19 protein-coding genes are annotated in these 25,372 nt (G+C 63.6%); 10 read left to right on the forward strand and 9 right to left on the reverse strand.

Features of this window, described 5'->3' with window-relative positions; translation table 11 throughout:
• Positions 1-14 precede the first annotated feature (14 nt).
• The 6 genes from MB84_RS13695 to MB84_RS13720 form a co-directional block, all read right to left on the reverse strand.
• Positions 15-2,111 carry a 3-hydroxyacyl-CoA dehydrogenase NAD-binding domain-containing protein gene (locus tag MB84_RS13695; protein ID WP_046292181.1) on the reverse strand — a complete coding sequence of 699 codons (2,097 nt, stop codon included), beginning with the start codon at positions 2,109-2,111 and terminating at the stop codon, positions 15-17.
• Between the two features lie 90 nt (positions 2,112-2,201).
• A complete protein-coding gene (locus MB84_RS13700) occupies positions 2,202-2,918 on the reverse strand; it encodes an ABC transporter ATP-binding protein (protein ID WP_046292182.1) in 717 nt (238 codons plus the stop codon).
• A complete protein-coding gene (locus tag MB84_RS13705; RefSeq protein WP_046292183.1) occupies positions 2,911-3,738 on the reverse strand; it encodes an ABC transporter ATP-binding protein in 828 nt (275 codons plus the stop codon). Before MB84_RS13705 ends, MB84_RS13700 begins: the two co-directional genes overlap by 8 nt.
• On the reverse strand, positions 3,735-5,018 hold the full coding sequence (locus MB84_RS13710; RefSeq protein ID WP_052653349.1) for a branched-chain amino acid ABC transporter permease: 1,284 nt from the start codon (positions 5,016-5,018) through the stop codon (positions 3,735-3,737). Before MB84_RS13710 ends, MB84_RS13705 begins: the two co-directional genes overlap by 4 nt.
• The gene (locus MB84_RS13715; protein WP_245725572.1) at positions 5,018-5,914 is read right to left on the reverse strand and encodes a branched-chain amino acid ABC transporter permease; all 897 of its coding nucleotides are present in this window, start codon (positions 5,912-5,914) and stop codon (positions 5,018-5,020) included. Before MB84_RS13715 ends, MB84_RS13710 begins: the two co-directional genes overlap by 1 nt.
• Before the next feature lie 278 nt (positions 5,915-6,192).
• Positions 6,193-7,821 (reverse strand): 3-(methylthio)propionyl-CoA ligase, encoded by a 1,629-nt coding sequence (locus MB84_RS13720; protein ID WP_046292184.1) that lies wholly within the window; start codon positions 7,819-7,821, stop codon positions 6,193-6,195.
• A 263-nt stretch (positions 7,822-8,084) separates the two neighbouring features.
• On the opposite strand from MB84_RS13720, the gene MB84_RS13725 reads away from it, so the two are divergent.
• The 6 genes from MB84_RS13725 (at position 8,085) to MB84_RS13750 (ending at position 12,599) form a co-directional block, all read left to right on the forward strand.
• Complete coding sequence (locus MB84_RS13725; protein ID WP_046292185.1) at positions 8,085-9,602, forward strand: protein adenylyltransferase SelO; 1,518 nt, start codon at positions 8,085-8,087, stop codon at positions 9,600-9,602.
• Between the two features lie 172 nt (positions 9,603-9,774).
• The gene (gene msrB, locus MB84_RS13730; protein WP_046292186.1) at positions 9,775-10,197 is read left to right on the forward strand and encodes a peptide-methionine (R)-S-oxide reductase MsrB; all 423 of its coding nucleotides are present in this window, start codon (positions 9,775-9,777) and stop codon (positions 10,195-10,197) included.
• A 238-nt stretch (positions 10,198-10,435) separates the two neighbouring features.
• On the forward strand, positions 10,436-10,789 hold the full coding sequence (locus MB84_RS13735) for a YgiW/YdeI family stress tolerance OB fold protein (protein ID WP_046292187.1): 354 nt from the start codon (positions 10,436-10,438) through the stop codon (positions 10,787-10,789).
• A gap of 130 nt (positions 10,790-10,919) precedes the next feature.
• Complete coding sequence (locus MB84_RS13740; protein WP_046292188.1) at positions 10,920-11,453, forward strand: septation protein A; 534 nt, start codon at positions 10,920-10,922, stop codon at positions 11,451-11,453.
• 25 nt (positions 11,454-11,478) lie between these two features.
• Positions 11,479-11,742, forward strand: coding sequence for a BolA family protein (locus MB84_RS13745; protein WP_039397988.1), 264 nt, complete (start codon positions 11,479-11,481; stop codon positions 11,740-11,742).
• Positions 11,743-11,804: 62 nt separating this feature from the next.
• Complete coding sequence (locus tag MB84_RS13750) at positions 11,805-12,599, forward strand: peptidylprolyl isomerase (protein WP_046292189.1); 795 nt, start codon at positions 11,805-11,807, stop codon at positions 12,597-12,599.
• A gap of 78 nt (positions 12,600-12,677) precedes the next feature.
• Here the strand turns inward: MB84_RS13750 and MB84_RS13755 are convergent, their stop codons facing one another.
• Entirely contained in the window at positions 12,678-14,273 is a 1,596-nt protein-coding gene (locus MB84_RS13755) for a hypothetical protein (protein ID WP_157122723.1), read from the reverse strand.
• Between the two features lie 211 nt (positions 14,274-14,484).
• The gene (purL, locus tag MB84_RS13760) at positions 14,485-18,516 is read right to left on the reverse strand and encodes a phosphoribosylformylglycinamidine synthase (protein ID WP_046292191.1); all 4,032 of its coding nucleotides are present in this window, start codon (positions 18,514-18,516) and stop codon (positions 14,485-14,487) included.
• A 265-nt stretch (positions 18,517-18,781) separates the two neighbouring features.
• Here purL and MB84_RS13765 point away from each other — a divergent pair, with 265 nt between their 5' ends.
• The 3 genes from MB84_RS13765 to pgi all read left to right on the forward strand — a co-directional run bounded on the left by MB84_RS13765 (position 18,782) and on the right by pgi (position 23,771).
• On the forward strand, positions 18,782-20,056 hold the full coding sequence (locus MB84_RS13765; protein WP_046292192.1) for a D-amino acid dehydrogenase: 1,275 nt from the start codon (positions 18,782-18,784) through the stop codon (positions 20,054-20,056).
• A gap of 277 nt (positions 20,057-20,333) precedes the next feature.
• Positions 20,334-22,025, forward strand: a complete 1,692-nt coding sequence (locus tag MB84_RS13770; RefSeq protein ID WP_084009785.1) for an NAD(P)H-hydrate dehydratase — start codon at positions 20,334-20,336, stop codon at positions 22,023-22,025.
• Between the two features lie 72 nt (positions 22,026-22,097).
• Positions 22,098-23,771, forward strand: a complete 1,674-nt coding sequence (pgi, locus tag MB84_RS13775; protein ID WP_245725365.1) for a glucose-6-phosphate isomerase — start codon at positions 22,098-22,100, stop codon at positions 23,769-23,771.
• Between the two features lie 141 nt (positions 23,772-23,912).
• Here pgi and MB84_RS13780 read toward each other — a convergent pair whose 3' ends face one another.
• Positions 23,913-24,605 carry an ABC transporter ATP-binding protein gene (locus MB84_RS13780; RefSeq protein ID WP_039403011.1) on the reverse strand — a complete coding sequence of 231 codons (693 nt, stop codon included), beginning with the start codon at positions 24,603-24,605 and terminating at the stop codon, positions 23,913-23,915.
• A gap of 52 nt (positions 24,606-24,657) precedes the next feature.
• Between MB84_RS13780 and MB84_RS13785 the strand changes: the two genes are divergently transcribed.
• A complete protein-coding gene (locus tag MB84_RS13785; protein ID WP_046292194.1) occupies positions 24,658-25,317 on the forward strand; it encodes an arylesterase in 660 nt (219 codons plus the stop codon).
• Positions 25,318-25,372: the final 55 nt, after the last annotated feature.

Genomic DNA, 25,372 nt, shown 5'->3' on the forward strand with positions numbered 1-25,372 from the left:
GTCACACCTCTGCCTTAGCCGTTGAAACGCTTCCCGGCTTCGGCCAGTTCGACCAGTCGTGCGGCGGGAGTCCAGTCCTCGCCGTGCTCGCCACTTTCGAACGTCTTCACACGTGCGAGCACCTTGTCGAGTCCGACCGTATCGGCGTAGAGCATCGGACCGCCGCGCCACAGTGGGAAACCGTAGCCATTCAGATACACCATGTCGATGTCCGATGCGCGCGCCGCCGTTCCGTCGGCCAGCACTCTCGCGCCCCCGTTCACCAGTGCGTACACGAGGCGATCGACGATCTCGTCATCAGAGAAGACGCGTGGCGTTATGCCGTTCGTCTTGCGATAGTCGTCGAGCATTTGTGCAACTTTGGCCGACTCGCGCGGCGTACGATCGCCCTCGGCATAGTCATACCAGCCGGCGTGCGTCTTCTGACCGTAACGCCCCGCATCGCAAAGCACGTCGGCAATCTTCGGATATACGATCCCCGGTTGTTCGGCGTAACGGCGCTTGCGAATCGCCCAACTGACATCGTTGCCCGCCAGATCGCTCGTACGGAACGGGCCCATCGCGAAGCCGAAACGTTCGATGGCGGCGTCCACCTGCGCAGGCGTCGCGCCTTGCTCGACCATCCACTGCGATTGCTTGAAATACGGTTCGAGCATGCGGTTGCCGATAAAGCCGTCGCACACGCGCGCCACCACGGCCAGCTTGCCGATACGCTTCGCGAGCTTCATGACCGTAGCCAGCACATCCTTGCCCGTATGCGCGCCGCGCACGACTTCGAGCAGGCGCATGACGTTCGCCGGGCTGAAGAAATGCATGCCGACGACGTCCGCCGCGCGCGAAGTGGTTTGCGCCAGCGCGTCGAGATTCAGCGTGGAGGTGTTCGATGCCAGAATTGCGCCGGGCTTGGCGACCTTGTCCAGTTCGCGGAAAACGACCTGCTTGATCGCCATGTCTTCGAAAACGGCTTCGACGATCAGATCGGCGTCGGCCACCGATGCGAAATCGGTACTGCCGTGAATACGTGCCAGCCGCTTCTCCGCCTCGTCGGCCGACAGCTTGCCGCGCGTGACGGCCCGGGCGTAGTTGCTGCGCATGGCCTCGACGCCGCGCGCCAACGAGGCCTCGGTCGTATCCACCAGCGTAACGGGAATGCCCGCATTGGCAAACGTCATCGCAATGCCGTTACCCATCGTTCCCGCGCCGATGACAGCTACGCGTTCAATGCTGCGCACCGGCGTATCGTCGGGCACGTCCGCAATTTTTGCGGCCGCGCGCTCACCGAGAAACGCATGACGCAGCGCCTTCGATTCCGGCGAACTCACCAGTGCGACGAAACACTCGCGCTCGAATTTGACGCCATCGTCAAACGGACGCTGCAACGCCGCTTCGACTGCCGCCACACACTTATGCGGCGCCGGAAAATGCGGTTGCTCGCGCTGCACCTTGTCTCGTGCAGCGTCGATGGCCGATTGCGCCGAGCCGTCGGCGTCTTCGATCGCAACGTCGCGCAATCGCGGCAGTGCGTTCCCGGCGTCGGCCACGTCACTGGCGGACGCGATGGCGCCCGCCAGCAAATCCTCGTGATTGCCCTCGAAAACCTCGGAAAAAAGCGTACCGACGAGCGTTTCGGACTTCACGACGCGTCCCGTCACGACCATGTCGAGCGCACGCGCGACGCCAATAGCACGCGGCAGGCGCTGTGTGCCGCCTGCCCCCGGGAGCAGGCCCAGCTTCACTTCCGGCAAGGCAATTTGCGCCCCCGGCAACGCCACGCGGTAGTGGCAAGCGAGCGCCAGTTCCAGACCACCGCCCATAGCGACCGCATGCACCGCCGCGACGACCGGTTTGGTGCACGCATCGAGCGCATTGATCACGTCGACGAGCAGCGGACTCTGCGTGGCTTTCGGCGTATTGAACTCACGGATATCGGCGCCGCCGGAGAACGCTTTGCCGCCGCCAATCAGCACAATGGCACGGACCTGTGCGTCCGACTGGGCTTGCGTCAGCCCTTGCGCGATGCCAGCACGCGTTGCATGCCCCAGACCATTGACCGGGGGATTCTCCAGCGTGATGACGGCCACGCCGTCTCGAACCTCATAAGCCGTGCTCATCCTTGTCTCTTTCCTTATAGTGTTGGCGTCGTTGGGGGGGCCGCGATCCCGCAACCTGCGGCAAGACGATCATCCGATTCTAGCGCAGCGCTACACCTCAAGCCATTCGCGACGGATCTCGTGCGCGGCCGCAAGCGCCTCCGGGGCGCCCTCGAAGACCAGTGCGCCGCGCCCCATGACGGCAACGCGCTGCGCACAGCTCAGCGCTAGCGAGAGCTTCTGTTCGATTAACAAGATGGCGACGCCCGTCGCTCGCAGATCCGTGAGAATCCGTCCAATGCGCGCCACCACGCGCGGCGCGAGTCCCTCGGTCGGTTCGTCGACGATCAACAAATCCGGTCCGGCCATCATGGCCCGACATAGAGAAAGCAACTGCTGCTCCCCCCCCGATAGCGAAGCGGCCGGTGCATCGCGACGCGGCGCCAGCTCCTCAAAGCGCTCAAAGGCCTGCGCCACAGTCATCGTCCGGTTGGCGACACCCGCGCCAGTCCGTTGCTTCACGGCGCGCTGGCCAAGTTGCAAATTCTGGAGGACGGTCAGCGGCCCGAAGACATCGCGCGTCTCCGGCACGTAGCCAATGCCCAGTCTGGCGATCCGATGTGACGCCAGTGCGCTCAGCGCTTGCCCGTGCCAGCGGATGTCTCCCTCGCGGGCCACCTGCCCCATGATGGCGCGAGCCAGCGTGGAGCGCCCCGCCCCGTTGCGCCCAAGCACCGCCACAATCTCGCCCGGCGCGACCCGCATCGTCACGCCGTGCAACACGCGACTGCCGCCATAACCGGCTCTGACGTCGATCAACTCAAGCATCGCGGCCCTCGCTCGTTGCGTCGACGTCGAATCGATCCGCGAATTCGCCGAGATACGCCATCCGGACGTCGGGATGCGTACGAATCCGGTCAGGCGTATCGCACGCGATCACGGCGCCACGCGCCAGCACCGCGATTCGGTCGGCGAGCGAGAATACGACGTGCATGTCGTGCTCGATCATGAGCAGCGAGCGCCCACGGCTCAGTTCGGCGATCAGGGACACCATGCGCGCAGACTCCGACTGACTCATGCCGGCGGTCGGCTCGTCGAGCAACATCACGTCGCCCGCCGATGCCGCGCACAAACCGACCTCCAGCACACGCTGCTCCGCGTAGCTCAACGCCCCCGCAGGCACATCGCGCCGAGCCTCCAGTCCAAGACGTTCGAGCCACGCTTCGCTGCGTCGGGTCACATCGTCGAGACCGCGCATACGCCGCCAGAACGTATAACGATGGCCGCTCGTCCAAAGACCGGCACACCGCAAATGGTCGATCACACTCATCTGGCCGAATAATTGCGACGTCTGGAAGCTGCGCGATAACCCGAGTCTGCTGATGACATGGGGCCGGCGGCCAGTTACATCGCGATCGTGCATCAGCACACGCCCACTATCGGGGCGCGTTCTTCCCGTGATGACATCGAAGAGCGTGCTTTTCCCTGCGCCATTGGGGCCAATGATGGCGAGCCGCTCACCGGGCGAGAGCGTGAGATCGACCCCACTCAGCACCTGTGTCCGTCCGAACGCTTTACCGACCCCCCGAACGCTCAACGCCTGTGCCGGGGTCGCCGTTGGACCCGCCCGCATGACGAATGGACTCATCGCAGGACCTCCACCGTCACCGCGGCGTCGCCGACCTTGCGGCGCAAACGACGCCCTGCAAACGTCAGGATCGCCCCGCCCGCCAGACCCGCAACGACAGCGAGCATCCACGCGCCCACGCCCAGACGATGGGTCAGCCCACCGGTCGACACACCATCGACGGCAAGTCGCGCGTCATAGATCGTTTCTATGATCACGACGCCAGCAGATAGCGTCAGCGCGCCACCCGCCCATAAGGCTGCATAGGGCTTCCAAAGCTTGCGAAGCGCACCGTCACGCCATGCCTGCCAATGCGCCGCCAGCAGGCCCGCAATGCCACCCGGCGCGAACACCACGACGACCAGAAATCCCAGACCGAGATAGAGTTGCCATGCCCGGGTTATCGTGGCGAGCACGACGGTCGCAAACACCCCAACGACAGCCCCGAGCATCGGCCCGGCGAAATACGACGCCCCGCCCAGCACCGTGAAGACGAGCACAATACCCGAGCGCTCCAGACTGAATGTGTCGGCGCTCACCAGTTCGAAATTCATTGCGCCCAACGCCCCGGCCACCCCGGCAAACGCGGCCGCGAGGATCTGCATGCGGTATCGCACAGCGGCAGGCGACTGGCCAAGGAATGCGACCCGCACCGGGTTGTCGCGCACGGCGCGTGCCAGAAATCCCAGCGGCGTGCGTGTTACGCCGAACATCATGCCCGCAGAAATGAACAACCAGAAAGCGACCAGTCCATAGACTTCGCGTTGCGTCGCGAACGTCACACCGAACCATGCAGCACCAAGCGTGCGGTCGGTGGGAATGCCGCGCTCGCCGCCGAACCACTCGGGCAGCATCGCGGCCATCACCCAGACAAGCTCGGCCACCCCGAGTGTGATCATGGCGAACGTCATGCCGGCGCGACGCGTCGTGACGTACCCGAGCGTGGCCCCCGCTACGCCCCCCGCCAGCGCCCCCGCGAACGGCACGAGCGCCATCGACACCGGCAACCCGTGAATGCCGATGCGATTCATGCACCACACACCGGCATACGCGCCGATGCCCGCGTAAGTTGCATGACAAAAGCTAAGCAGGCCCGTCGAGCCGAGCAGCAGGTTGAAGGAGAGCGCAAGAATCGCGGCCGTCCCCATTTGCGTCATCAGGGTCAGCGCCGCGTCGGACGGGAAACACCATGGGGCCACACACAGGATGGCGGCGAAGGCCGACCACACGGCGACCCGGCCGCGCCACGACGCAGGACTCGCGTGCGGCGCATGCGGCGCGTTCACGATCACCTCGTCCATCACCCCTCCCTCACACCGAATAGCCCGCGCGGCCGCCACAACAGCACCGCCACCATGAGCAGATAGGGGACGGCCGGCGCCAGTTGCGCAACGCTCAGATGGGATAAGGGCGAGAGGAACGACAGGGGTGAGATAGCGTCACCGGCCCCACCGCGCGACAACCATTGGTCCAGTGTTGCGTCGCTCGTCACCGCCCAGGTTTGCAGTAACCCGATCAGCAACGACGCAATGAACGCGCCGCCGAGCGAACCGAGCCCACCGACGACCACGACGACGAACACCACGCTGCCGACCGTCGCGGCCATGCCCGGCTCCGTCACCAGCACATTGCCACCTGCCGCACCGGCAAGGGCGGCCAGCGCCGCGCCGCACGCGAACACCCCCGTATACAGAGACGGCACGTCGTATCCGAGCGCCTGCGTCATGGCCGGCTGCGAGAGCGCCGCCTGCAGGATCAGTCCGGCACGTGTCGCACGAAATGCCACCCAGACGAGCAACGCAATCGCACAGGCAAGGCCCATCAGGAACAGACGATAGGCCGGCACCGCAATGCCGCCCAAGTGAACGAGAACGCCTTCGAAAGCTGCGGGCACGCCATAGTCGACCGGCCCTCGCCCCCATGCGAGCTGCACCAGCTCGACCACGATATAGGCCAGCCCGAATGTGGCGAGCAATTCCGCCAAGGCACCGCGTGCACGAAGACGTCGCAGGACGACGCGCTCGAACACCGCGCCCGCGGCGCCGACCACTAACGGCGCGACGATCAGCGCAGCCCAGAAACCGACCACGCCCGATAACGCATAAGCAAAGTACGCGCCGAGCATGTAGAAACTGGCATGCGCGAAGTTCAGCACGCCGAGCATGCTGAAAATCAGCGTGAGACCGCTCGACAGCATGAAAAGCAGCAAGCCGTAGCTCACGCCGTTCACCAGGACGAGGCCGGCGGTGGCACTCAGCAGATGCACTGCGTCTCCTTCGGGAAGCCAATGAAAGACGCGGCGCAAGCGCCGCATCGGGGGAAATTCAGGGTGACATTATAGAGGGGACGTACCGCCGCGAACGGCCCGTTATCGCCCGCAAAACGGCGTCAGTGCTGCATTTCGGACGACGAGCATCGCTGAGTCGGAAGATTCCGATCCGGTCTGCGGCGCACGTCGCCTTCAAACCGGAAACGTCACGTCGCCGCCTTGTAATCGCGGAATTTTTCCCGCAACTTGAGCTTGAGCATCTTGCCCGTCGCCGTATGCGGAATCTCGTCGACGAAAACCACGTCGTCCGGAATCCACCATTTCACGACGCGGCCCTGATAGAACGCCAGCACGTCCTCACGGCTGAGCGTCGAGCCGGGTTTGCGCACCACCACCAGCAACGGTCGCTCCTCCCATTTGGGGTGACGAATCGCAATGCACGCGGCTTCGTGAATCTCCGGATGCGCCATGGCCACGTTCTCGACGTCGATGGAACTGATCCACTCGCCGCCGGATTTGATGACGTCCTTGCTCCGGTCCGTGATCTGCACGTAGCCTTCCGGGTCGATGGTGGCCACGTCGCCGGTCGGGAACCAGCCGTCGATCAACGGCGATGCGTCCGAGCGGAAATAACGCTCGAGCACCCAGGGCCCGCGCGCGTGCAGATCGCCGAATGCCTTACCGTCCCACGGCAACTCGTCGCCATCGGGCCCCACGATCTTCAGATCGACGCCGTAGATGGCCGTCCCCTGCTTCTCCAGAATGTGCTGCTGCTCCGACTCGGGCAATTCGCGATGATGCTTGCGAAGGTGGCACAACGTGCCGAGCGGCGACATTTCGCTCATGCCCCACGCATGGATGACGCGAACGCCGTAATCCTTTTCGAACGATTGCAGCATGGCAGGCGGGCAAGCGGAACCGCCGATGACCGTTCGTTCCAGCGTCGAAAAACGGGCCCCGATCGATTTCACGTACGTCAGCAGCCCAAGCCAGACCGTGGGCACCCCCGCCGAGAACGTCACGCCCTCGGCTTCGAAGAGTTCGTAGAGCGATTTGCCATCGAGATCCTTGCCGGGGAACACCAGCTTCGCGCCGGTGAGCGCGCTGGAGTATGGCAGTCCCCACGCATTCACATGAAACATCGGGACGACGGGCAGGACGGCGTCGCGCGCCGACATGCTCATGGCATCGGGCAGCGACGCCCCGAACGCATGCAGCACCGTCGAGCGATGGCTGTACAGCACGCCCTTCGGATTGCCCGTGGTGCCCGACGTGTAGCAAAGCCCGGACGCCGTATTCTCGTCCATCGACGGCCACGCGAAGTCACCATTCTCGGCGGCAATCAAGTCTTCATAACAAAGCAACGGTAAATTCGACGCAGGCATGTGGGCCGCATCGGTCATCGCGATCCAGCCCTGCACGCCCGGGCACAACGGCGCGATGGTTTCGACCAGCGGCAGGAAGTTGATGTCGAACGCGACGTAACGGTCTTCGGCATGCTCCACGATGTAGGCGATCTGCTCCGGGAACAGCCGGGGATTGACGGTATGCACCACGCTGCCCATGCCGGAGACGGCGTAGTACAACTCGAGGTGCCGGTAACCGTTCCATGCCAGCGTGCCCACGCGCTCGCCGTCGCTCACGCCCAGGCGGCGCAGGGCCTGAGCCAGTTGACGCGCGCGCTGCTCGGCGTCGCGCCAGGTGTAGCGATGGATATCGCCCTCGACACGGCGCGACACGATCTCGGTGTCGCCGTGGTGGCGGGCGGCATGCGTGAGCAGCGAGGAAATCAGGAGCGGCGCGGCCATCATCTGACCGAGGAGCGGTGTTGCCATACGTCGAATCTCCAGAAAAGTCGGAAAACCGGAATTACGGGGATACGTCGGGGAACAACAAGGGAAAGACTGAACAGCGACCGCTTGAAAAGTGGCAATCCGAAGCCCGTGTTCGGAAATCATTCTTGACGTGCACGCTCGCCCGGTCAACGCTCATCGCTTGTGCGGCGCAACACGCGCGACGCCCCGCCAGTGTACGCAAGCTGGCAGCAAGCAACGGGCACCTCAAGTAGAATGTTTGTTCACCATCAGGAACGTCCCCAATGCCGGCTAGCGACCGCTCCGCCACTGTTTCCGCTTCGCTCAAACCGTTCGGACCGCTACCGTTGGCGAACCGTTTCGCGACGCTCGGCCCGGAGTTCTTTACCCGTCTGCCGCCCCAGCCCCTCCCCGCGCCTTACCTCGTTGGCTTCTCCGCCGATGCCGCGCGTCTTCTCGGCTGGTCGGCGGACGCCGCGCGCGATCCGGAATTCCTTGCCACGTTCGCGGGCAACGCGCCGCTGGCCGGTGGCGATCCGCTCGCCAGTGTCTACTCCGGGCATCAGTTCGGCGTGTGGGCCGGTCAATTGGGTGACGGCCGGGCGCTGTTGCTCGGCGAATCGGACGGCCCCGGCGGGCGCTGGGAGATTCAGCTCAAGGGCGCGGGTCTCACACCGTATTCGCGCATGGGCGACGGACGCGCCGTGCTGCGCTCGTCGATCCGCGAATTTCTCGGCTCGGAAGCCATGTTCCACCTCGGCGTGCCGACCACACGTGCCCTGTGCGTGATCGGGTCGGACGCGCCGGTGCGCCGCGAGACGATCGAGACCGCAGCGGTCGTCACGCGTCTGTCGCCGAGCTTCATCCGCTTCGGCCACTTCGAACACTTCTGGGCGGGCGATCGGTACGACGCCTTGCGTCAGCTTGCCGACTTCACGATCGATCACCACTATCCGCATTGCCGCGAGCAAGCCAATCCCTATCTCGCCCTGCTGAGCGCCGTATGCGACGCGACGGCCGAGTTGGTGGCGCACTGGCAGGCCGTGGGCTTCTGCCACGGCGTGATGAACACCGACAACATGTCGATTCTCGGTCTGACGATCGATTACGGCCCGTTCGGTTTTCTCGATGGCTTCAACGCGCATCACATCTGCAATCACTCCGATACGCAGGGGCGTTACGCCTATCAGGCGCAGCCGAACGTCGCGTACTGGAACCTGTTCTGTCTGGCGCAGTCGCTGCTGCCGCTCTTCGGCGAAGGCGAAGCGGCCGTCGAACAGGCGAAATCGGTGCTGCCCGTTTTCAAAACACGCTTTGCCGAAGAAATCGACCTGCGCATGCGCGCCAAGCTGGGCCTGCGCGAGTCGCATGCCGACGACGAGGCGCTCATCAACCGCCTGTTCAAGCTGATGCACGAAGGGCGCGTCGATTTCACGCATCTGTTCCGCACGCTCGCGACGTTTGAACTGGACAACCCCGACGCGGACGCCCCGCTGCGCGACATGTTCGTCGACCGTCCGGGATTCGACGCGTGGGCGGTCGATTACCGCGCGCGTCTGCGTCATGAGGCCAGCACCGACGCAAAACGTGCCGTGGCAATGCGGCTCGTCAACCCGAAGTACATCTTGCGCAACCATCTGGCGGAAGTCGCCATTCGTCGCGCGAACGAGAAGGACTTCTCCGAGGTCGACACGCTGCTCAAGGTGCTTTCGCGTCCGTACGACGAACAACCCGAATTCGAGCGCTACGCTGAGTTGCCCCCGGACTGGGCCGGTCAGTTGGAAGTGAGCTGCTCGTCCTGAACTTATGAGTTCGGCAGGGCAGCCGGGCGCTACACACGCCCGTTGCAAAGCCGGGTTTCGTCCCCACATTCGCTACCTGACGCACCGAACCCTTTTGCACCCCTTTGAATCCAGCTGAACGTATGCGACGCACGGTGGCCAACGCCGTGCTGGCGCCCCCCAGGAGACTTCTATGAGCAAAGTGGAAAAGACCGACGCCGAATGGCGTGCTCAACTCGACGACGTCGAGTACCAGATCACCCGTCACGCGGCGACCGAGCGGGCCTTTACCGGTCGTTACTGGGACCACTGGAAGGACGGCACCTACCGCTGCGTGTGCTGCGGCGCGCCGCTGTTCGAGTCGACCGAGAAGTTCGATGCCGGATGCGGCTGGCCGAGCTATTCCAAACCGATTGAGGGCGCGGGTATCGACGAAATCGCCGATTACAGTCATGGCATGGTGCGTGTGGAAGTGCGCTGTCACAATTGCGACGCCCACCTCGGGCACGTTTTTGAGGACGGCCCGCAGCCGACCGGCCTGCGCTATTGCATCAACTCCGCATCGCTGAACTTCGAGGACAAGGCGGGAAAGTCCGACAAGCCGAAAGACGATTGAGGGTAATCTTCTGCATAGCGGACGCCACGGCGTCCGCTTTCAAAAAGCGGCCACGCGCCGCTGAATCATGGTGAATCGGCGTGAATTTCACGCCTTTCTCCGGCAATTGGCAACTTCTGGCCTTAGTCTTGCGTCCACCTGACTTTTTACTGGGAGCCCACGTCATGTCCAAGAAATCCGAACGCCGCCTTAGCCTCGCCCTCGCCGCCTCGCCGCCTCGCTGATCGCCGGCGGCGTCATGCTTAGCGCGCCGACACACGCGCAAATCAACGTGCCGCAAGCTGGCACGACGGCCGGAGGCACCGTGGCTGTCCCTACGGTCATGCCGCGCGCCGTGACGGTCGAGCAGGCGCTCAAGGCGCCGAAGGATATGGAGGCCGTCATCGAAGGGCACATTGTCAACCGGATCAAGCACGAGCATTACACGTCCCAGGACCCATCCGGCACGATCGAGATCGAACTCGACGACAAATACCTCCCGAAGGGTCAGCAGATTACCCCGGAGACGCTGGTGCGCATCACTGGCGAGGTGGACACCCACCGTATGAAGCCGAACGATATCGACGTGAAGCGCATCGACATCGTCAAATAAGCGAGTCAAATAAGCGGGACAAATCGAGGTCGAAGCGAAGTTGAAGCTGGCCCTTTGAAATATAATGCGGGTTTGCGCCCCGGCCTTTGCGCCGGGGGCGGAAACCTCCGAAGCCCCAAGCCGAGACTTCATGAAATTTCTCTTCGACCTGTTACCGGTCATCCTGTTTTTCGTCGCCTTCAAATTCGCCGGCATTTACGTTGCGACCGGCATCGCGATCGTCACGACGATTGCTCAGGTTATCTGGATGTGGTTGCGCCACCGCCAGGTGGAACCCATGCAATGGGTGAGTCTTGCGATTATCGTGGTGTTCGGCGGCGCGACCATGCTGCTGCACGACGAGACCTTCATCAAGTGGAAACCCACTGCGCTTTACTGGCTCTTCGGCATCACGCTGTTCGTCGCCGAACTGATGTTCGACAAGAATCTGATTCGCGCGATGATGGAAAAGCAAATGGCGCTGCCCGAGCATCTGTGGCGCGCCGTGAACTTCAGCTGGGCGCTCTTCTTCCTTGCGATGGGCGTGCTGAATCTGGTCATCGCCTATCACTTCTCGACCGACACCTGGGTCAACTTCAAGCTCTTCGGCGGCATGGGCCTCATGGTCGTGTTCATCGTCGTGCAGAGCCTCTGGCTCGCGAAGTACATCAAACAGGACGAGTAACGTCGTCTGTCAGGAAGCCTCCACCATGACCATGGAACAGCAAATCGAAGCGCGGCTCACCGCTGCGCTCTCCCCGCTCGAGTTTGCGCTCGAGAACGACAGCGCACGGCACGCCGGACACGCTGGCGCCGCCTCGGGTGGGCATTACAACGTGCGTATCGTATCCGCCGCGTTTACCGGGCGTAACCGCGTTGCGCGTCACCGCCTGGTGTATGATGCGCTTGCCGATTTGATGCAGAACGGCATTCACGCCCTCGCCATCGTTGCGCTCGCCCCGGGCGAAGCGTAACTTGCCTGCGACGCGTCCCCCGTCGATTAATCTTGCCTTCGTCATTCGTTAGGAAAAACAGCATGGCATTGAAACTCGCCCGCACGGCACTGGCGCTCGGCGCAGCCGTGTCGCTGACCGCCGTCTCCCTCCCCGCCCTCGCCCAGAACGTCGCCGTCGTGAACGGTACGCCGGTGCCTGTGGCCCGCGCCGACGCCATGTTGCGCGAGATGGTCCGTCAGGGTCAGCCGAACTCGCCGCAACTGCAACAGCAAGTGCGCGAAGAACTGGTCAAGCGCGAAGTGCTCGCGCAGGCAGCCATCAGCAAGGGTCTGGCGACCGATCCGAGCGTCAAGCAGCAGCTCAAGCTGGCCGAGCAAGGCGTGCTGATCCGCGCGCTCATCGCCGACTTCCAGAAGACGTCGCCGGTGACCGACGCCGAACTCCAAGCGCGTTACGACCAGTTGAAGAAGCAATTCGGCGACAAGGAATATCACGCACGACACATTCTGGTGCCGAGCGAAGAGACGGCCAAGGACATCATTGCGAAGCTCAAGGGCGGCGCGAAGTTCGCCGACCTCGCCAAGCAGTACTCGAAGGATCCGGGTTCGGCACAGAACGGCGGTGACCTCGACTGGTCTCCGGCTAACGCCTATGTCCCCGAATTCGCCGACGCGCTGCAAAAGCTGCAAAAGGGCCAGTATTCGCAAACGCCGGTCAAGACGCAGTTTGGCTACCACGTGCTTGAACTGGACGACGTGCGCGAAGCACAGATCCCGCCGCTCGCCGACGTCAAGCCGCAGTTGGTTCAACAGATGCAGGAAGAGAAGCTGCAAGGCTTCATCGAAAATCTGGAAAAGAAGGCCAAGATTCAGTAAGCGTTGCGCCTACGGAATCGAAACGAAAATCCCGCCTTTCGGCGGGATTTTTGTTTTCCGCAAGCGCTGGCGACAGAGCTAATTCGCCGCGATCTGGTCGGCAGGCATATAGGTGAATATCTGCCCCGTGGCTGCGGCGGGATTCACGCGAATGATCGGCAGGAAACGGCCTGTCACGTTGAAATAGCCTTGCTGAACCACGCGAGCGTCGGCGCCGCCTTCACCGACGTTGATGAAAGCCTCCAGAGGAAGTTTCTCTGGAATGTTCGGGGGCCAAGGCTTGATCGTTTGTTCGTTCCAGGGATATGCAAGCCCGGAATAATCACGCCGCAGGGTGACACTCAGTTCAAATTGAGCGGGCGTGACCCGAAACGGGCAGCGTATGCCGCGCCACGCCACATAGGTGGTGATCCCGAGCGCATCGCAGTACAGGGTCTGCCCCGGACTGAGGCAGCTATCGGGGCGCCCGCCAGTGCCTGCGTCGTCAGGAAATGCACACTTCATCACAAGTGTCTGAGCCGATGGTGCGCCGAACTCCTTCACGATGAAACCCGTTCCTCCGCGCCCAGTAATCAGCGAAGTCACCTTTGCATCCGCCCGCATGTAGCTGAATGACACGCCATCCCGAGCGATATAGTCCGCACGAGGATTCCAGATGGGCATGTCTCTGATAGCCACAACGCGAATGAGCACACCGTCGCAGTAATACGCGGCTTTCGTCCCGCCATCACAATCCGGTGACGTATCGGCGTATCGCTTCGTCAACCGCTCCGCCACGCCGAACCCCTCGTCCAGCTGTTCCGTCTCGTCGAAGCCGAACGACATCCCCTGCCCCGGCGCAAACCTCACGCGAAGAATCGGCATCCATTTGCCGGTCGCGGTGAAGTATTGCATCTGGTATCGCTGTGCCTGCAATAGCTGTCCGGGCGTGTCTACGTCGTAATAAAACGCCTGAATGGGGATGTCTGCAGGTGCCGCTGGATTCCAGGCCGCGATAAGCAACGACAAGGGTGTTTGTGCCAACGCGTCCGTCGCCTGTTCATGCGCCTGTATTGCCGCGTAGAACTGCGGCGTGATGTGCGCGCTCAATGAACATTGACGAAGCACGTTCTGGCCGTTCGACAGGAAGTGTGCGATCCATGCCGTCGCGTCGGTGACCCCATTGGCGGCACACGAACTCCAGTCTGGCGGGACAGGCGGCGCACTGTTCAATAGATCACAGCCGTGTGAGCCACTGGTGCCCGGTGGCGTCACGGCAAACGGATACACGCACCGAACATCGTATGGCTTCTGCCACCCGGCCGCCGTGAACCCGTCGGCCAGAATGAATCCTGCTGTCGCGCCCAGCGACGAAGTCCGCAAGTCGCCTCGCACGAACGCGAGGTTGACGGACTGCGTCTGCACCTCCTCGGTAGTCAGCGCGGCGAACTGTTGCGACGCGCCTCCCGACAGAGCACGCACAATCAAGCCACTGCACATCCATATCGGCCGATCCGCACCGCATGTTTGAACCCGCGAGGCATAGCGCTGATTCACCAATTGGGCCACATCAAGGCCGGGAAGTCCCTGCGCGTACACGCCGTTCGCGGCGAGCGCGAGGCCGAGGCATAACACGACCTGCCGACCACCGACTACGCACGAACGCACCGCCCGCCGAAAATTTGGAATCGCCATCTCACCACCTCGCGCGAAACCGCCCAGAGGCTATTGGGCCATGCCACATTCGTGGCGAACAACTGTCAACCCTGACAGGTGAAGACGTGACCCAACAAAAAAACCGCTTACCCCATGACAGGGAAAGCGGTTCCTTTCGAGCCGATACCAAGCCGAGGACTTCGCACTGTGCCGCGAAACCTCGTAAAGCTTATTTGATCAAGCCATCCAATCAGGCCACCCAGCGGCGCGCGTTGCGGAACATGCGCATCCACGGGCTGTCTTCGCCCCATTGCTCCGGCGCCCAACTCATCTGCACCGTGCGGAACACGCGCTCCGGGTGCGGCATCATCACCGTAAAGCGGCCGTCGCCCGTCGTGACTGCCGTCAGACCGCGCGGCGAGCCGTTCGGGTTGAACGGGTACTGTTCGGTCGGTTGGCCGCGATGGTCGACGAAACGCATCGCTGCAATCGCCTGATCGATGTTGCCTTGCTGACCGAAGTTGGCAAAGCCCTCGCCGTGCGCAATCACGATCGGCAGTTGCGAGCCCGCCATGTCCTTGAAGAACAGCGACGGCGATTCGAGCACTTCGACTTGCGTCAGACGCGCTTCATACTTCGACTGGTTGTACGTGAACTTGGGCCATGCTGCAGCGCCAGGGATCAGGTTCGACAGGTTGCTCATCATCTGGCACCCGTTGCAGACGCCCAGTGCGAACGTGTCGGCCCGATTGAAAAAGCCCGCGAATTGCTCGGCCAGCGACGGGTTGAACAGAATCGTCTTCGCCCAGCCTTCACCGGCACCGAGCGTATCGCCGTACGAGAAGCCGCCGCACGCGATGAAGCCCTTGAACGCTTCGAGCGAGTGACGGCCCGCCAGCAGATCGCTCATGTGCACGTCGTAAGCCTCAAAACCGGCCTTGTCCAGCACGTAGGCCATTTCAAGGTGCGAGTTCACGCCCTGCTCACGCAGCACAGCCACCTTCGGACGCGCGCCCGACGCAATGAACGGTGCCGCAATGTCTTCGCTCGGATCGAACGTCACCTTCGGCGAGAGGCCCGGGTCGCTCGTGTCGTTCAGCGCCTCGTACTCGGCGTCCGCTGCTGCCGGATTGTCGCGCAGACGCGCAATGCGCCAGCTCACCTCCGTCCACACGCGTTGCAGTTCGGCGCGCGAGGCACCAAAAACCTTCTTGGCATCGCGATAGATTTCGATGACGTCGCTCGTGTTCGGCTTGCCGATCACATTCGTGCACGACGACAGACCCGCTTCACGCAACGTCTGCAACACAGCGTCGCGCTCCGAAGCACGCACCTGAATCACACCGCCGAGTTCTTCCGAGAAGAGCGCGCGCAGCGTCTTGTCTTCACGACGGCCGACGGTCTGCTTCGCCCAATCCTTGGCGTCGCCATAATCCGACTCGAAGCCGTCGTCGAGCGTAAGCATGTCGACGTTGAGCGACACGCCGACGTGACCGGCGAACGCCATTTCGGCGACCGTGGCGAACAGACCGCCGTCCGAACGATCGTGGTACGCGAGCAGCTTGCCGTCGCTGTTGAGTTTCTGGATGGCGTCGAAGAAACGCTTGAGATCCGCCGGGTCGTCCAGATCGGGCGTCACATCGCCGATCTGCTGCGTCACCTGCGCGAGGATACTGCCACCCAGACGATTCTTGTTATGGCCCAGATCGATGGCGATCAGAACCGTCTCGCCTGCGTCGGCGACCGAGCGCAGCTGCGGCGTGAGATGGCCGCGAACGTCTTCGACCGGTGCGAATGCCGACACGATCAGCGACACAGGCGCGACCACATCCTTGCCGCGACCGGCGTCGTCCCACTTCGTGCGCATCGACAGCGAATCCTTGCCGACCGGAATCGACAGGCCCAGCGCCGGACACAGCTCCATACCGACCGCCTTCACCGTATCGAACAGTGCCGCGTCTTCGCCTTCCGTACCGCAGGCCGCCATCCAGTTGGCCGACAGCTTGATCTGATCGAGCGACGCAATCGGCGCCGCCGCAATGTTGGTGATGGCTTCACCCACCGCCATGCGACCCGATGCCGGTGCATCGATCACCGCCAGCGGCGTGCGCTCGCCCATCGTCATGGCTTCGCCGCGATAACCTGCGAAGTCCATCAGAGAGATGGCGCAATCGGCCACCGGCACCTGCCACGGGCCAACCATCTGGTCGCGGGCCGTCAGGCCGCCCACGGTACGGTCGCCAATGGTGATCAGGAAAGACTTGCTCGCCACCGTCGGGTGACGCAGTACGGCACGCGCCACTTCGTCCAGGGACAGGCCGGTGACATCCACCGGCGGGAGTTCGTGCTTCACACGCGTGACGTTGCGGTGCATGCGCGGCGGCTTGCCGAGCAGCACGTCCATCGGCATGTCGACCGGATCCGGCGATTCCGGATGCATCGGATCGACCAGCTTCAGTTGACGCTCGTCCGTGGCGACACCCACGACCGCCACCGGGCAACGCTCGCGCTGGCAGATTTCCTGGAATGCGGGGAAGCTGTCCGGTGCAATGGCGAGCACGTAGCGCTCCTGCGCTTCGTTACTCCAGATTTCGGCAGGCGACATACCCGACTCTTCCAGTTGCACCTGCCGCAGATCGAAACGCGCACCCTTGCCCGCACCGTCGACCAGTTCGGGAAATGCATTCGAGATGCCGCCTGCGCCCACGTCGTGAATCGACAGGATCGGGTTGGCTTCGCCCTGACGCCAGCACCAGTTGATGACTTCCTGCGCACGACGCTCGATTTCCGGATTGCCACGCTGCACGGAGTCGAAGTCCAGCTCAGCCGTGTTGGTGCCCGTCGCCATCGAGCTGGCCGCACCACCACCCATGCCGATGCGCATACCCGGGCCGCCGATCTGGATCAGCAGCGTGCCGGCTGGCAGGTCGTGCTTGTGCGTGTGTTGTGCGGCAATGTTGCCCATGCCGCCTGCGATCATGATCGGCTTGTGATAACCACGCACACGACCGCCCACATTCTGTTCGTAGGTGCGGAAGTAGCCGCCCAGGTTCGGACGGCCGAATTCGTTGTTGAACGCAGCGCCGCCTAGCGGACCGTCGATCATGATTTGCAGCGGCGACGCGATGCGGTCCGGGCGGCCGTAGTCGGCGCCAGTGTCGTCGGGCTTACGCAGCGACGGCGGCACGGCCACGTCGCGGTCGTTTTCCCACGATTCACGCGCATCCGGCAGCGCCAGATTCGACACGGTGAAGCCCGTCAGACCGGACTTCGGCGTGGATCCACGGCCCGTCGCGCCTTCGTCGCGAATCTCGCCGCCCGCGCCCGTCGACGCCCCCGGGAACGGTGAAATCGCCGTCGGGTGGTTGTGCGTCTCGACCTTCATGAGCGTGTGCGTCAGTTCGACGCTGCGGCCGTACTTGCCGTCGGCACCGCGCGGATACCAGCGCTCGACTTCGGCGCCTTCCATCACCGAAGCGTTGTCCGAATACGCCACCACCGTACCCTGCGGGTGCAGTTGGTGCGTGTTCTTGATCATCTTGAACAGCGTCAGGTCCTGACGCTCGCCGTCGATGGTCCAGTCGGCATTGAAAATCTTATGACGGCAATGCTCGCTGTTGGCCTGCGCGAACATCATCAGTTCGACGTCGGTCGGATTGCGCTTCAGGGTGGTGAAGGCGTCGACCAGATAGTCGATTTCGTCTTCGGCCAGCGCCAGACCCAAATCGCGGTTCGCGGCTTCGAGCGCGCTGCGGCCCACGCCGATCACGTCGACTGTCTGCAATGGCTTGGCCGGCAGCTCGACGAAGAGCGCTTCGGCGTCCTTGCGCGTCGCGACGACGGTTTCCGTCATGCGGTCGTGCAGGACGGCTGCCACACGGGCGAGCACGTCCGCGGCGAGCGACTTCTTGCCGCCCAGCAGGCCCGACTTCACGCCAATCGTGTATTCCACTGCGCGCTCGATACGACGCACATGATCGATGCCGCAGTTGCGGGCGATATCCGTCGCCTTGCTTGCCCACGGCGAAATCGTACCCAGACGCGGAATCACCAGCAGTTGGTCGCCCACCGGCTCTTCGCGCACCGGTTCACCGTAAGTGAGCAGACCGGCGACACGGGCGACATCGTCACCCGACAGCGGCTCGGCGCTGGCGACCAGGTGGACGTAGCGCGCATCGATGCGCACGATCGAACTGTCGATGGCTTGCAGGGTCTGCAGAAGACGTTGCTGGCGGAATTCGGAGAGCGCCAAGGCGCCGGCGAAGCAGGCAATGTGAGTCATGGAAGGACGGAAGGCGAGGCGTTCAGAACGCGGGGGAACGACAAACCGGGATTATACCCTGCTTACCCCGGGTTATACCCGAGTGCGCCACAGGCAATCTCCGTTGCTTCCCGCCCTGTGAGGGCGTCTCTCTGGTAACCTATGCGCCCCGTATCAACGCGGGCCGCAAAACCCGGTTCATGCAGCTCGCTGGCCATGCGGCACGTCAAAAAACGACACTAACAAGCGAACGAACGGGCGTTCGCCACACACCAGACGGTTGGGAATGAAGGTCATCGTTATCGGCGGCGGGGTCATTGGCACGTGTACTGCCTACTATCTGGCCGCTGCGGGGCACACGGTCACGCTCGTCGAGCGCAATAGCACGGTTGCGCAAGAGAGCAGCTTCGGCAACGCAGGCGTCATCGCCCCGGGCTACGTCACGCCGTGGGCCGCGCCCGGCATGCCGCGCAAGCTGCTGGGCTACATGTTCAGCGCCGCCAGCCCGCTCATCTTCCGCCCCGGCCTGTCGGCGGGCACGTGGCGCTGGGCCGCCCGCTGGCTGCGCGAGTGCAAGATCGACCGATATCGCGCCAATCGCGAACGCATGCAGCGTCTTGCGTTCTACAGCCAGCGCTGCCTCCACGAACTGCGTGAATCCCACATCTTCGAATACGAACATACGCAGGGCTATCTGCAATTGTTCCGTACCGAACGCGAAATCAAGATGAACGAGCCGGCGCGCGCCATGCTCGCCGAGAATGAAGTGCCGCACCGGCTGCTGACCGCCGAGGAGTGCCGCAAGCTCGAACCTGCCATTTCCACCGATGCACAGCTCGCTGGCGGCCTGCATTTGCCGCGCGACGAGACCGGCAACTGCCCGCTGTTCACCAAGCGCCTGGCCCAGATCGCGCGCGACATGGGCGTCACGCTCGCCACCGAGACAACGGTGCTCGGCGTGCGCCCGAACGTGGGCCGCGCGGGTGTCAGCGTCGAGACGGCCAGTACCGCCCGGATGGGGCAAACATCGACGCTCGAAGCAGACGCCGTCGTGATCGCTGCAGGTGTGGCGAGCACGGCGCTGCTGCGCCCGCTCGGCATCGACCTGCCGCTGTGGCCGATCAAGGGCTACTCGATCACGGTGCCGGTCAAGACCGAACTGTTCAGCCCGCGAATCGCCGTCATGGACGAGTCGTACAAGACCGCCATCACCCCGCAGGGCAACCGCTTGCGCATTGCGGGCACAGCCGAGCTGGGCGACACGCAGCTTGTGCTGCGCGAGCGCGCCATCGCTACGCTTTATAAAGTGGCGACCGACTGGTTCCCCGGCGCAGGCAAATACCGCGAGGCGCGGGCGTGGGTCGGTGCGCGTCCGATGCTGCCGGATGGCCCGCCGCTGCTCGGCCCGACGCATCTGCCCGGCATTTTCCTCAACGTCGGCCACGGTTCCACCGGCTGGGCGATGGCCTGCGGCTCAGGACGTGTACTCGCCGACGTCATCTCCGGACAAACGCCGGATATCGATCTGAACGGACTGACGCTCGCTCGCTACGACCGGTGACCGGTGACGGGTGACGGGTGACCGTTGGCCAGCGACCAGCCAGAAACCACGGGAGCCTCCCCTTACCGCTCTGTACGCCGCGTCGGAGATCACCGACACGGTGTCGGGATTCATACTGACAGGCGAAGCGGCGCGTTGACGGCATAATTCCCTGATAGGCACGCCAAGCGCGGCGACGTCCCCCGACGCCTCTTGTCCCCCGACAGGAATCGAACGGGGCGCGTCGTGCACGGCGACGCCACGTCCATAGCCCTAGCTTCCGGGAGCTTCGCCTGCCATGTCCGATCCCCTGCGCGTCGATTCGCCCGCCCGTCTGCCCGTGCCCCCACCCGCCGCCGCTCCCGGCGGTTCGGCAGATGCTGCGTCGGCGGCCAATGCGAGCCCGCGCCCCGCGCACGGCCGTTCAGATACTGTATCGACGATCGCTACCGCCACCGCTTCGCTTGATCTGTATCTCCCGGCCACACTGCGCGACGTGGAGCGCGCGGCCGCCGCAAAATTAGCGCCCCACACCCTGATGACGCGCGCCGGTGCAGCCATTGCACACCGGCTATACGGCCGCCTGCCCGCCCTCGCAAGCGCGGGACGTCAACCGGTGTTGCTGCTCGCCGGCCCAGGAAACAACGGCGGGGACGCTTACATTGCCGCTCGCGAATTGCACCGTCGAGGCGTGCTGGTCGACGTGTGGCAACTCTCGCCGCCCACAGCAGACGACGCTCGCTGGGCGCTCGGCGAAGCCCTCACTGCAGGCGTGCCGGTGCGGGCCGCGCCCACCATCTGGCCGCAGGCGACTCCCTATGCGTGGATCGTCGACGGCGTGTTCGGCATCGGACTCTCCCGCGCCCTCGACGGCGCAGCCGCCACACTGGTCGAAAACATCGCCCACGCACACGCACAGGGCACGCCGGTGCTCGCCATCGACATTCCCAGCGGACTGCTTGCCGCCACCGGCATGGCTGACGGCCCGGTCATCCATGCCGACGCGACAATCGCCATGATCGGGGCCTGCCCGGGACTCTTCACTGGCATCGGGCGCGATGTCGCCGGTGACGTGCTCGTTGCCACCCTTGGCGCCCACGATGCATTCGTGGCGGTACCGGCGCGATCATCCATCGTAACAATCTCGCCCGACGCGTTTCGCGCGCATTTGCCACGTCGTCACCACGCGTCGCACAAGGGCAGCTACGGGTCGCTGGCGGTCCTCGGCGGCTTTGATGGCATGGTGGGTGCACCAATGCTCTCGGCGCGCACGGGCCTGATGACCGGCGCCGGTCGCGTGTATGTCGGGTTCGTCGCGCACGAGGCCCCCGCGTGGGATCCGGTGCATCCCGAACTGATGCTTCGGCACGCCGAAAATCTCGACCTCGCGAGCATGCAGGCGGTGTCCGTCGGCCCCGGACTCGGAACGTCGGCCGCCTCGGCCGCTTGCCTCTCCCGAGCATTGGCACTGGACGATACGCCACTGGTGATCGACGCCGACGCGCTCAACCTGCTGGCCGCCGAACCGGCCCTTGCGGAGCGCGTGCGTCGTCGCGCCGGGCCGACGGTACTCACGCCGCATCCGTTGGAGGCCGCCCGCCTCTCCGGTTGCGACGTCGCCCGCATCCAGTCGGACAGAGTTGCCTCCGCACGCGCGCTGGCACAGCATTTTGGCGCCACGGTGGTGCTCAAAGGATCGGGTACCGTCGTCGACGATGGCGCCACGACGTGGATCAATACGACAGGCAATGCCGGGCTGGCGACGGCCGGGACGGGCGACGTGCTGACCGGCGTCATCGGCGCACTGCTTGCGCAAGGCATGCCTGCAACGCATGCCGCGCTGGCTGGCGTGTGGATTCACGGGCGCGCCGCCGAGCGTTGCGTGCGCGAGGGTGCGGGACCGGCCGGTCTGACGGCGTCGGAACTCTTGCCGGCGATCCGCACCGAATTGGCAATGGCAAGCGTCATCCGCGCACAGCGCCGTCCTTAGCTGCCCTTAGCCGCATTTCAGCGCGTTCAACGTGATTTCGCGGTGACTCCCGTTATACTTCGCTTTATCGAAATGGCCATATCGCACATGCCGTACAAGACATCCGTTCGTCTGGACCAACTTCCCGCCTGGCGCGCTCTGCTCGAACACCGCGACGAAATCGCTGCACAACACATGCGCGACTGGTTCGCCGGTGCAGGTGCCAACGCCCGTGTCGACAACTTTTCTCTGCACGCGGCCGGACTGTATCTCGATTACTCGAAGAACCGCATTACCGACAAAACGCGCACCCTCCTTACCCATCTTGCGCGCGAATGCCACGTGCCCGCCAAGCGTGATGCCATGTGGGCGGGCGAACACGTCAACGTCACGGAGAATCGTGCCGCGCTGCATATCGCGCTGCGTGCCCCGAAGGGCGTCACGTTTCGCGACACCTCGGGCGAAGTCAGCAGCGGCGTCGCAGAGACGCTCGCACGCATGCGCGACTTCAGCGAACGCGTTCGCGACGGCCGTTGGGTCGGCGCGACGGGCAAGCGCATCAAGCATCTGATCAACGTCGGCATCGGCGGCTCGGACCTCGGCCCGCGCATGGTGTGCGATGCCCTCGCCGTCTACGGACGTGAAGACCTGTCCGCGAACTTCATCGCCAACATCGATCCGACAGAGCTCGCGCGCACATTACCCGCGCTCGACCCTGAAGCCACGCTCGTCGTCGTTTGCTCGAAGACGTTCACGACGCTCGAAACCATGACGAACGCGCGCACCATTCGCGCGTGGCTCATTCAGAGCGGCATCCCCGAGGGCGATCTCGACAAGCATTTCGTCGCGGTCTCGACCAATGTGGACGAGGCGATGGCGTTCGGGATTCTTCGCGAGAACGTGTTCCAGTTCGGCGAATGGGTGGGTGGACGTTACTCGCTTTGGTCGTCCGTCGGCCTGATCGTCATGCTGTATCTGGGCGCGCAGCATTTCGAAGCACTCCTCGCCGGTGCGCATGCGATGGACGAACACTTCCGTCACGCGCCTCTCGACGCCAACATGCCGGTGCTGCTCGGCCTGCTCGGCATCTGGTATCGCAATTTCTTCGACGCACAGACGCTCTCCATTGCACCGTACACCGACGCGCTGCAAAAACTGCCGCCGTATCTCCAGCAGCTTGACATGGAGAGCAACGGCAAGTCGGTTCAGATCGACGGTTCGCCCGTCGCCTGGCAGACGGCACCGATCATCTGGGGCGAGCCGGGCACGAACGGCCAGCATGCCTACTTCCAGATGTTGCATCAGGGCACGACGCTCGTGCCGGTCGATTTCATCGCCGTGCTCGAACCGCAATACGACCAGCCCGCCTACCTCGACCATCATCGCAAGCTGCTGGCAAACTGCTTCGCGCAGAGCGAGGCACTCCTTCAGGGCGGCTCGATGGCGACGCCCGAACAGGCCAGCGGCCCGTTGGGTGCGCAACGTTGCTTCGAGGGCAATCGTCCGAACAATACACTGGTGATCGATAAGCTGACGCCCGAACGCCTTGGCGCATTGATCGCGCTCTACGAACACAAGGTGTTCGTGCAGGCTGCCATCTGGAATATCAATCCGTTCGATCAGTGGGGTGTGGAACTGGGCAAGACCCTGTGCCGCGCGATCGAGCCGGAGCTGCTCGATCCGGACTCGCTCAAGCCGGACGCGCACGACGCCTCGACGGCATCGCTGATCCGCATTGCGGGGAACGCGCTGAAGAAGAAGGAGTAACAGGGGCTGGAGACTTTCCGGCAAACGCCTGTGGATTGGTCAGATGCCAACGAAAAGAGAAGCCATTGCGGCTTCTCTTTTTCGTTTCAGGCGATGCCGGGCAAGCGGGCAATCATTAGCATCCCGCGTCTGCGTCGCGCGTCAGATCGCCGCACCATTCACGACGCGCCCGCCCGCAAGCTGCACCGTCGCGTCGCAACGCTGCGCAATCGCCAGATCGTGCGTCACCAGCACCAGTGTCGCGCCACTGGCTTCGTTGAGCGAAAACATCAGTTCGATGACCCGCTCGCCCGTGGCCGTGTCGAGACTGCCTGTCGGCTCGTCGGCGAACAGCACGGCAGGCTCCGTCACAAATGCGCGTGCGAGCGCGACACGCTGCTGCTCACCGCCCGAGAGTTGCTTCGGATAGTGCGTCAGGCGCGAGCCCAGCCCCACTTGTTCCAGCAATTTGACGGCACGATTGCGAATCTCCCTTGTCTCACCCAGCAGCTCGAGCGGCAACATGACGTTCTCGAGCGCTGTCAGGTGCGGCATCAGTTGAAAGGACTGGAAGACGAAGCCGACGGCCCCCCGTCGTAACGCGGCGCGCCCCTCTTCGTCGAGCTCACCGAGCGACTTGCCCAGCAGCGTGATACTGCCGTCGGTCGCGGTGTCGAGCCCGGCCATCAAACCGAGCAGCGTGGACTTTCCGGAGCCCGACGCTCCCACGATCGCCACGCTCTGGCCTTTCGCGACGGAGAAGTCGATATCCTGCAAAATGACTAACTCGCCGGTGGCGTCGCGCAACCGTTTGCCCAGGCCCCGCACTTCAATAACGTTTTCGGAAAACGACATGGCAAGAAGAGAGTTCTTGAAATTGGCCGCATCAGCCGCCGTTGGCTGGTGCATGCTGACAGGGACCGCAGCGAACGCCGCAAGTTCTGGCGCGCCGACGATTCTCGTCGTGGGCGATAGCCTTTCGGCGGAATATGGCATCGCGCGCGGTGCCGGGTGGGTCAATCTGATGCAGCAGACGATCACGCAGAGTGGCTACGATTATAACGTCGTGAATGCCAGTATCAGTGGCGACACGACGAGTGGCGGGCGCTCTCGCCTCGCCCCGCTACTCGAACGCTATCACCCCGCCGTGACCATCATCGAACTCGGGGGCAACGACGCACTGCGCGGCATTCCGCTCGATCTCACCCGCAGCAATCTGCGCGAGATGATCGCCGCGTCGCGCAAGGTCGGCAGCCGTGTGATCGTGGTCGGCATGCGCATCCCGCCGAACTACGGTCCCGACTATAGCGAGCAGTTCTTCAACATGTTCTCGACCATCGCCAAGCAGGAAAAGACCGGCTACGTGCCGTTCCTGCTGGCGGGCGTCATCGAACATCAGGACTGGTTCCAGCAAGACCAGATTCATCCGCTCGCCAAGGCGCATCCGCAGATTCTGCAAAACGTCTGGCCGACGGTGAAACCGCTGCTCAAACCCGCCGCAGCGGCAACGCCCGCCAAACCACCGGCAAAAGCCGCAGACTCACGAGCTTCGAAATCCGGCGCATAAAAAAACGGCCAACTCAGTTGGCCGTTTTCTTTTGGCAGGTGGATCGTACCCATCG

Source organism: Pandoraea oxalativorans (assembly GCF_000972785.3).
Classification (GTDB): Bacteria; Pseudomonadota; Gammaproteobacteria; order Burkholderiales; family Burkholderiaceae; genus Pandoraea; species Pandoraea oxalativorans.

Bases quoted from the DNA above. Each gene is read 5' to 3' on its own strand.
- MB84_RS13695 (WP_046292181.1), bottom strand. From the start codon at position 2,111: ATGAGCACGGCTTATGAGGTTCGAGACGGCGTGGCCGTCATCACGCTG.
- MB84_RS13700 (WP_046292182.1), bottom strand. From the start codon at position 2,918: ATGCTTGAGTTGATCGACGTCAGAGCCGGTTATGGCGGCAGTCGCGTG.
- MB84_RS13705 (WP_046292183.1), bottom strand. From the start codon at position 3,738: ATGAGTCCATTCGTCATGCGGGCGGGTCCAACGGCGACCCCGGCACAG.
- MB84_RS13710 (WP_052653349.1), bottom strand. From the start codon at position 5,018: ATGGACGAGGTGATCGTGAACGCGCCGCATGCGCCGCACGCGAGTCCT.
- MB84_RS13715 (WP_245725572.1), bottom strand. From the start codon at position 5,914: ATGCTGTCGAGCGGTCTCACGCTGATTTTCAGCATGCTCGGCGTGCTG.
- MB84_RS13720 (WP_046292184.1), bottom strand. From the start codon at position 7,821: ATGGCAACACCGCTCCTCGGTCAGATGATGGCCGCGCCGCTCCTGATT.
- MB84_RS13725 (WP_046292185.1), top strand. From the start codon at position 8,085: ATGCCGGCTAGCGACCGCTCCGCCACTGTTTCCGCTTCGCTCAAACCG.
- msrB (WP_046292186.1), top strand. From the start codon at position 9,775: ATGAGCAAAGTGGAAAAGACCGACGCCGAATGGCGTGCTCAACTCGAC.
- MB84_RS13735 (WP_046292187.1), top strand. From the start codon at position 10,436: ATGCTTAGCGCGCCGACACACGCGCAAATCAACGTGCCGCAAGCTGGC.
- MB84_RS13740 (WP_046292188.1), top strand. From the start codon at position 10,920: ATGAAATTTCTCTTCGACCTGTTACCGGTCATCCTGTTTTTCGTCGCC.
- MB84_RS13745 (WP_039397988.1), top strand. From the start codon at position 11,479: ATGACCATGGAACAGCAAATCGAAGCGCGGCTCACCGCTGCGCTCTCC.
- MB84_RS13750 (WP_046292189.1), top strand. From the start codon at position 11,805: ATGGCATTGAAACTCGCCCGCACGGCACTGGCGCTCGGCGCAGCCGTG.
- MB84_RS13755 (WP_157122723.1), bottom strand. From the start codon at position 14,273: ATGGCGATTCCAAATTTTCGGCGGGCGGTGCGTTCGTGCGTAGTCGGT.
- purL (WP_046292191.1), bottom strand. From the start codon at position 18,516: ATGACTCACATTGCCTGCTTCGCCGGCGCCTTGGCGCTCTCCGAATTC.
- MB84_RS13765 (WP_046292192.1), top strand. From the start codon at position 18,782: ATGAAGGTCATCGTTATCGGCGGCGGGGTCATTGGCACGTGTACTGCC.
- MB84_RS13770 (WP_084009785.1), top strand. From the start codon at position 20,334: ATGTCCGATCCCCTGCGCGTCGATTCGCCCGCCCGTCTGCCCGTGCCC.
- pgi (WP_245725365.1), top strand. From the start codon at position 22,098: ATGGCCATATCGCACATGCCGTACAAGACATCCGTTCGTCTGGACCAA.
- MB84_RS13780 (WP_039403011.1), bottom strand. From the start codon at position 24,605: ATGTCGTTTTCCGAAAACGTTATTGAAGTGCGGGGCCTGGGCAAACGG.
- MB84_RS13785 (WP_046292194.1), top strand. From the start codon at position 24,658: ATGCTGACAGGGACCGCAGCGAACGCCGCAAGTTCTGGCGCGCCGACG.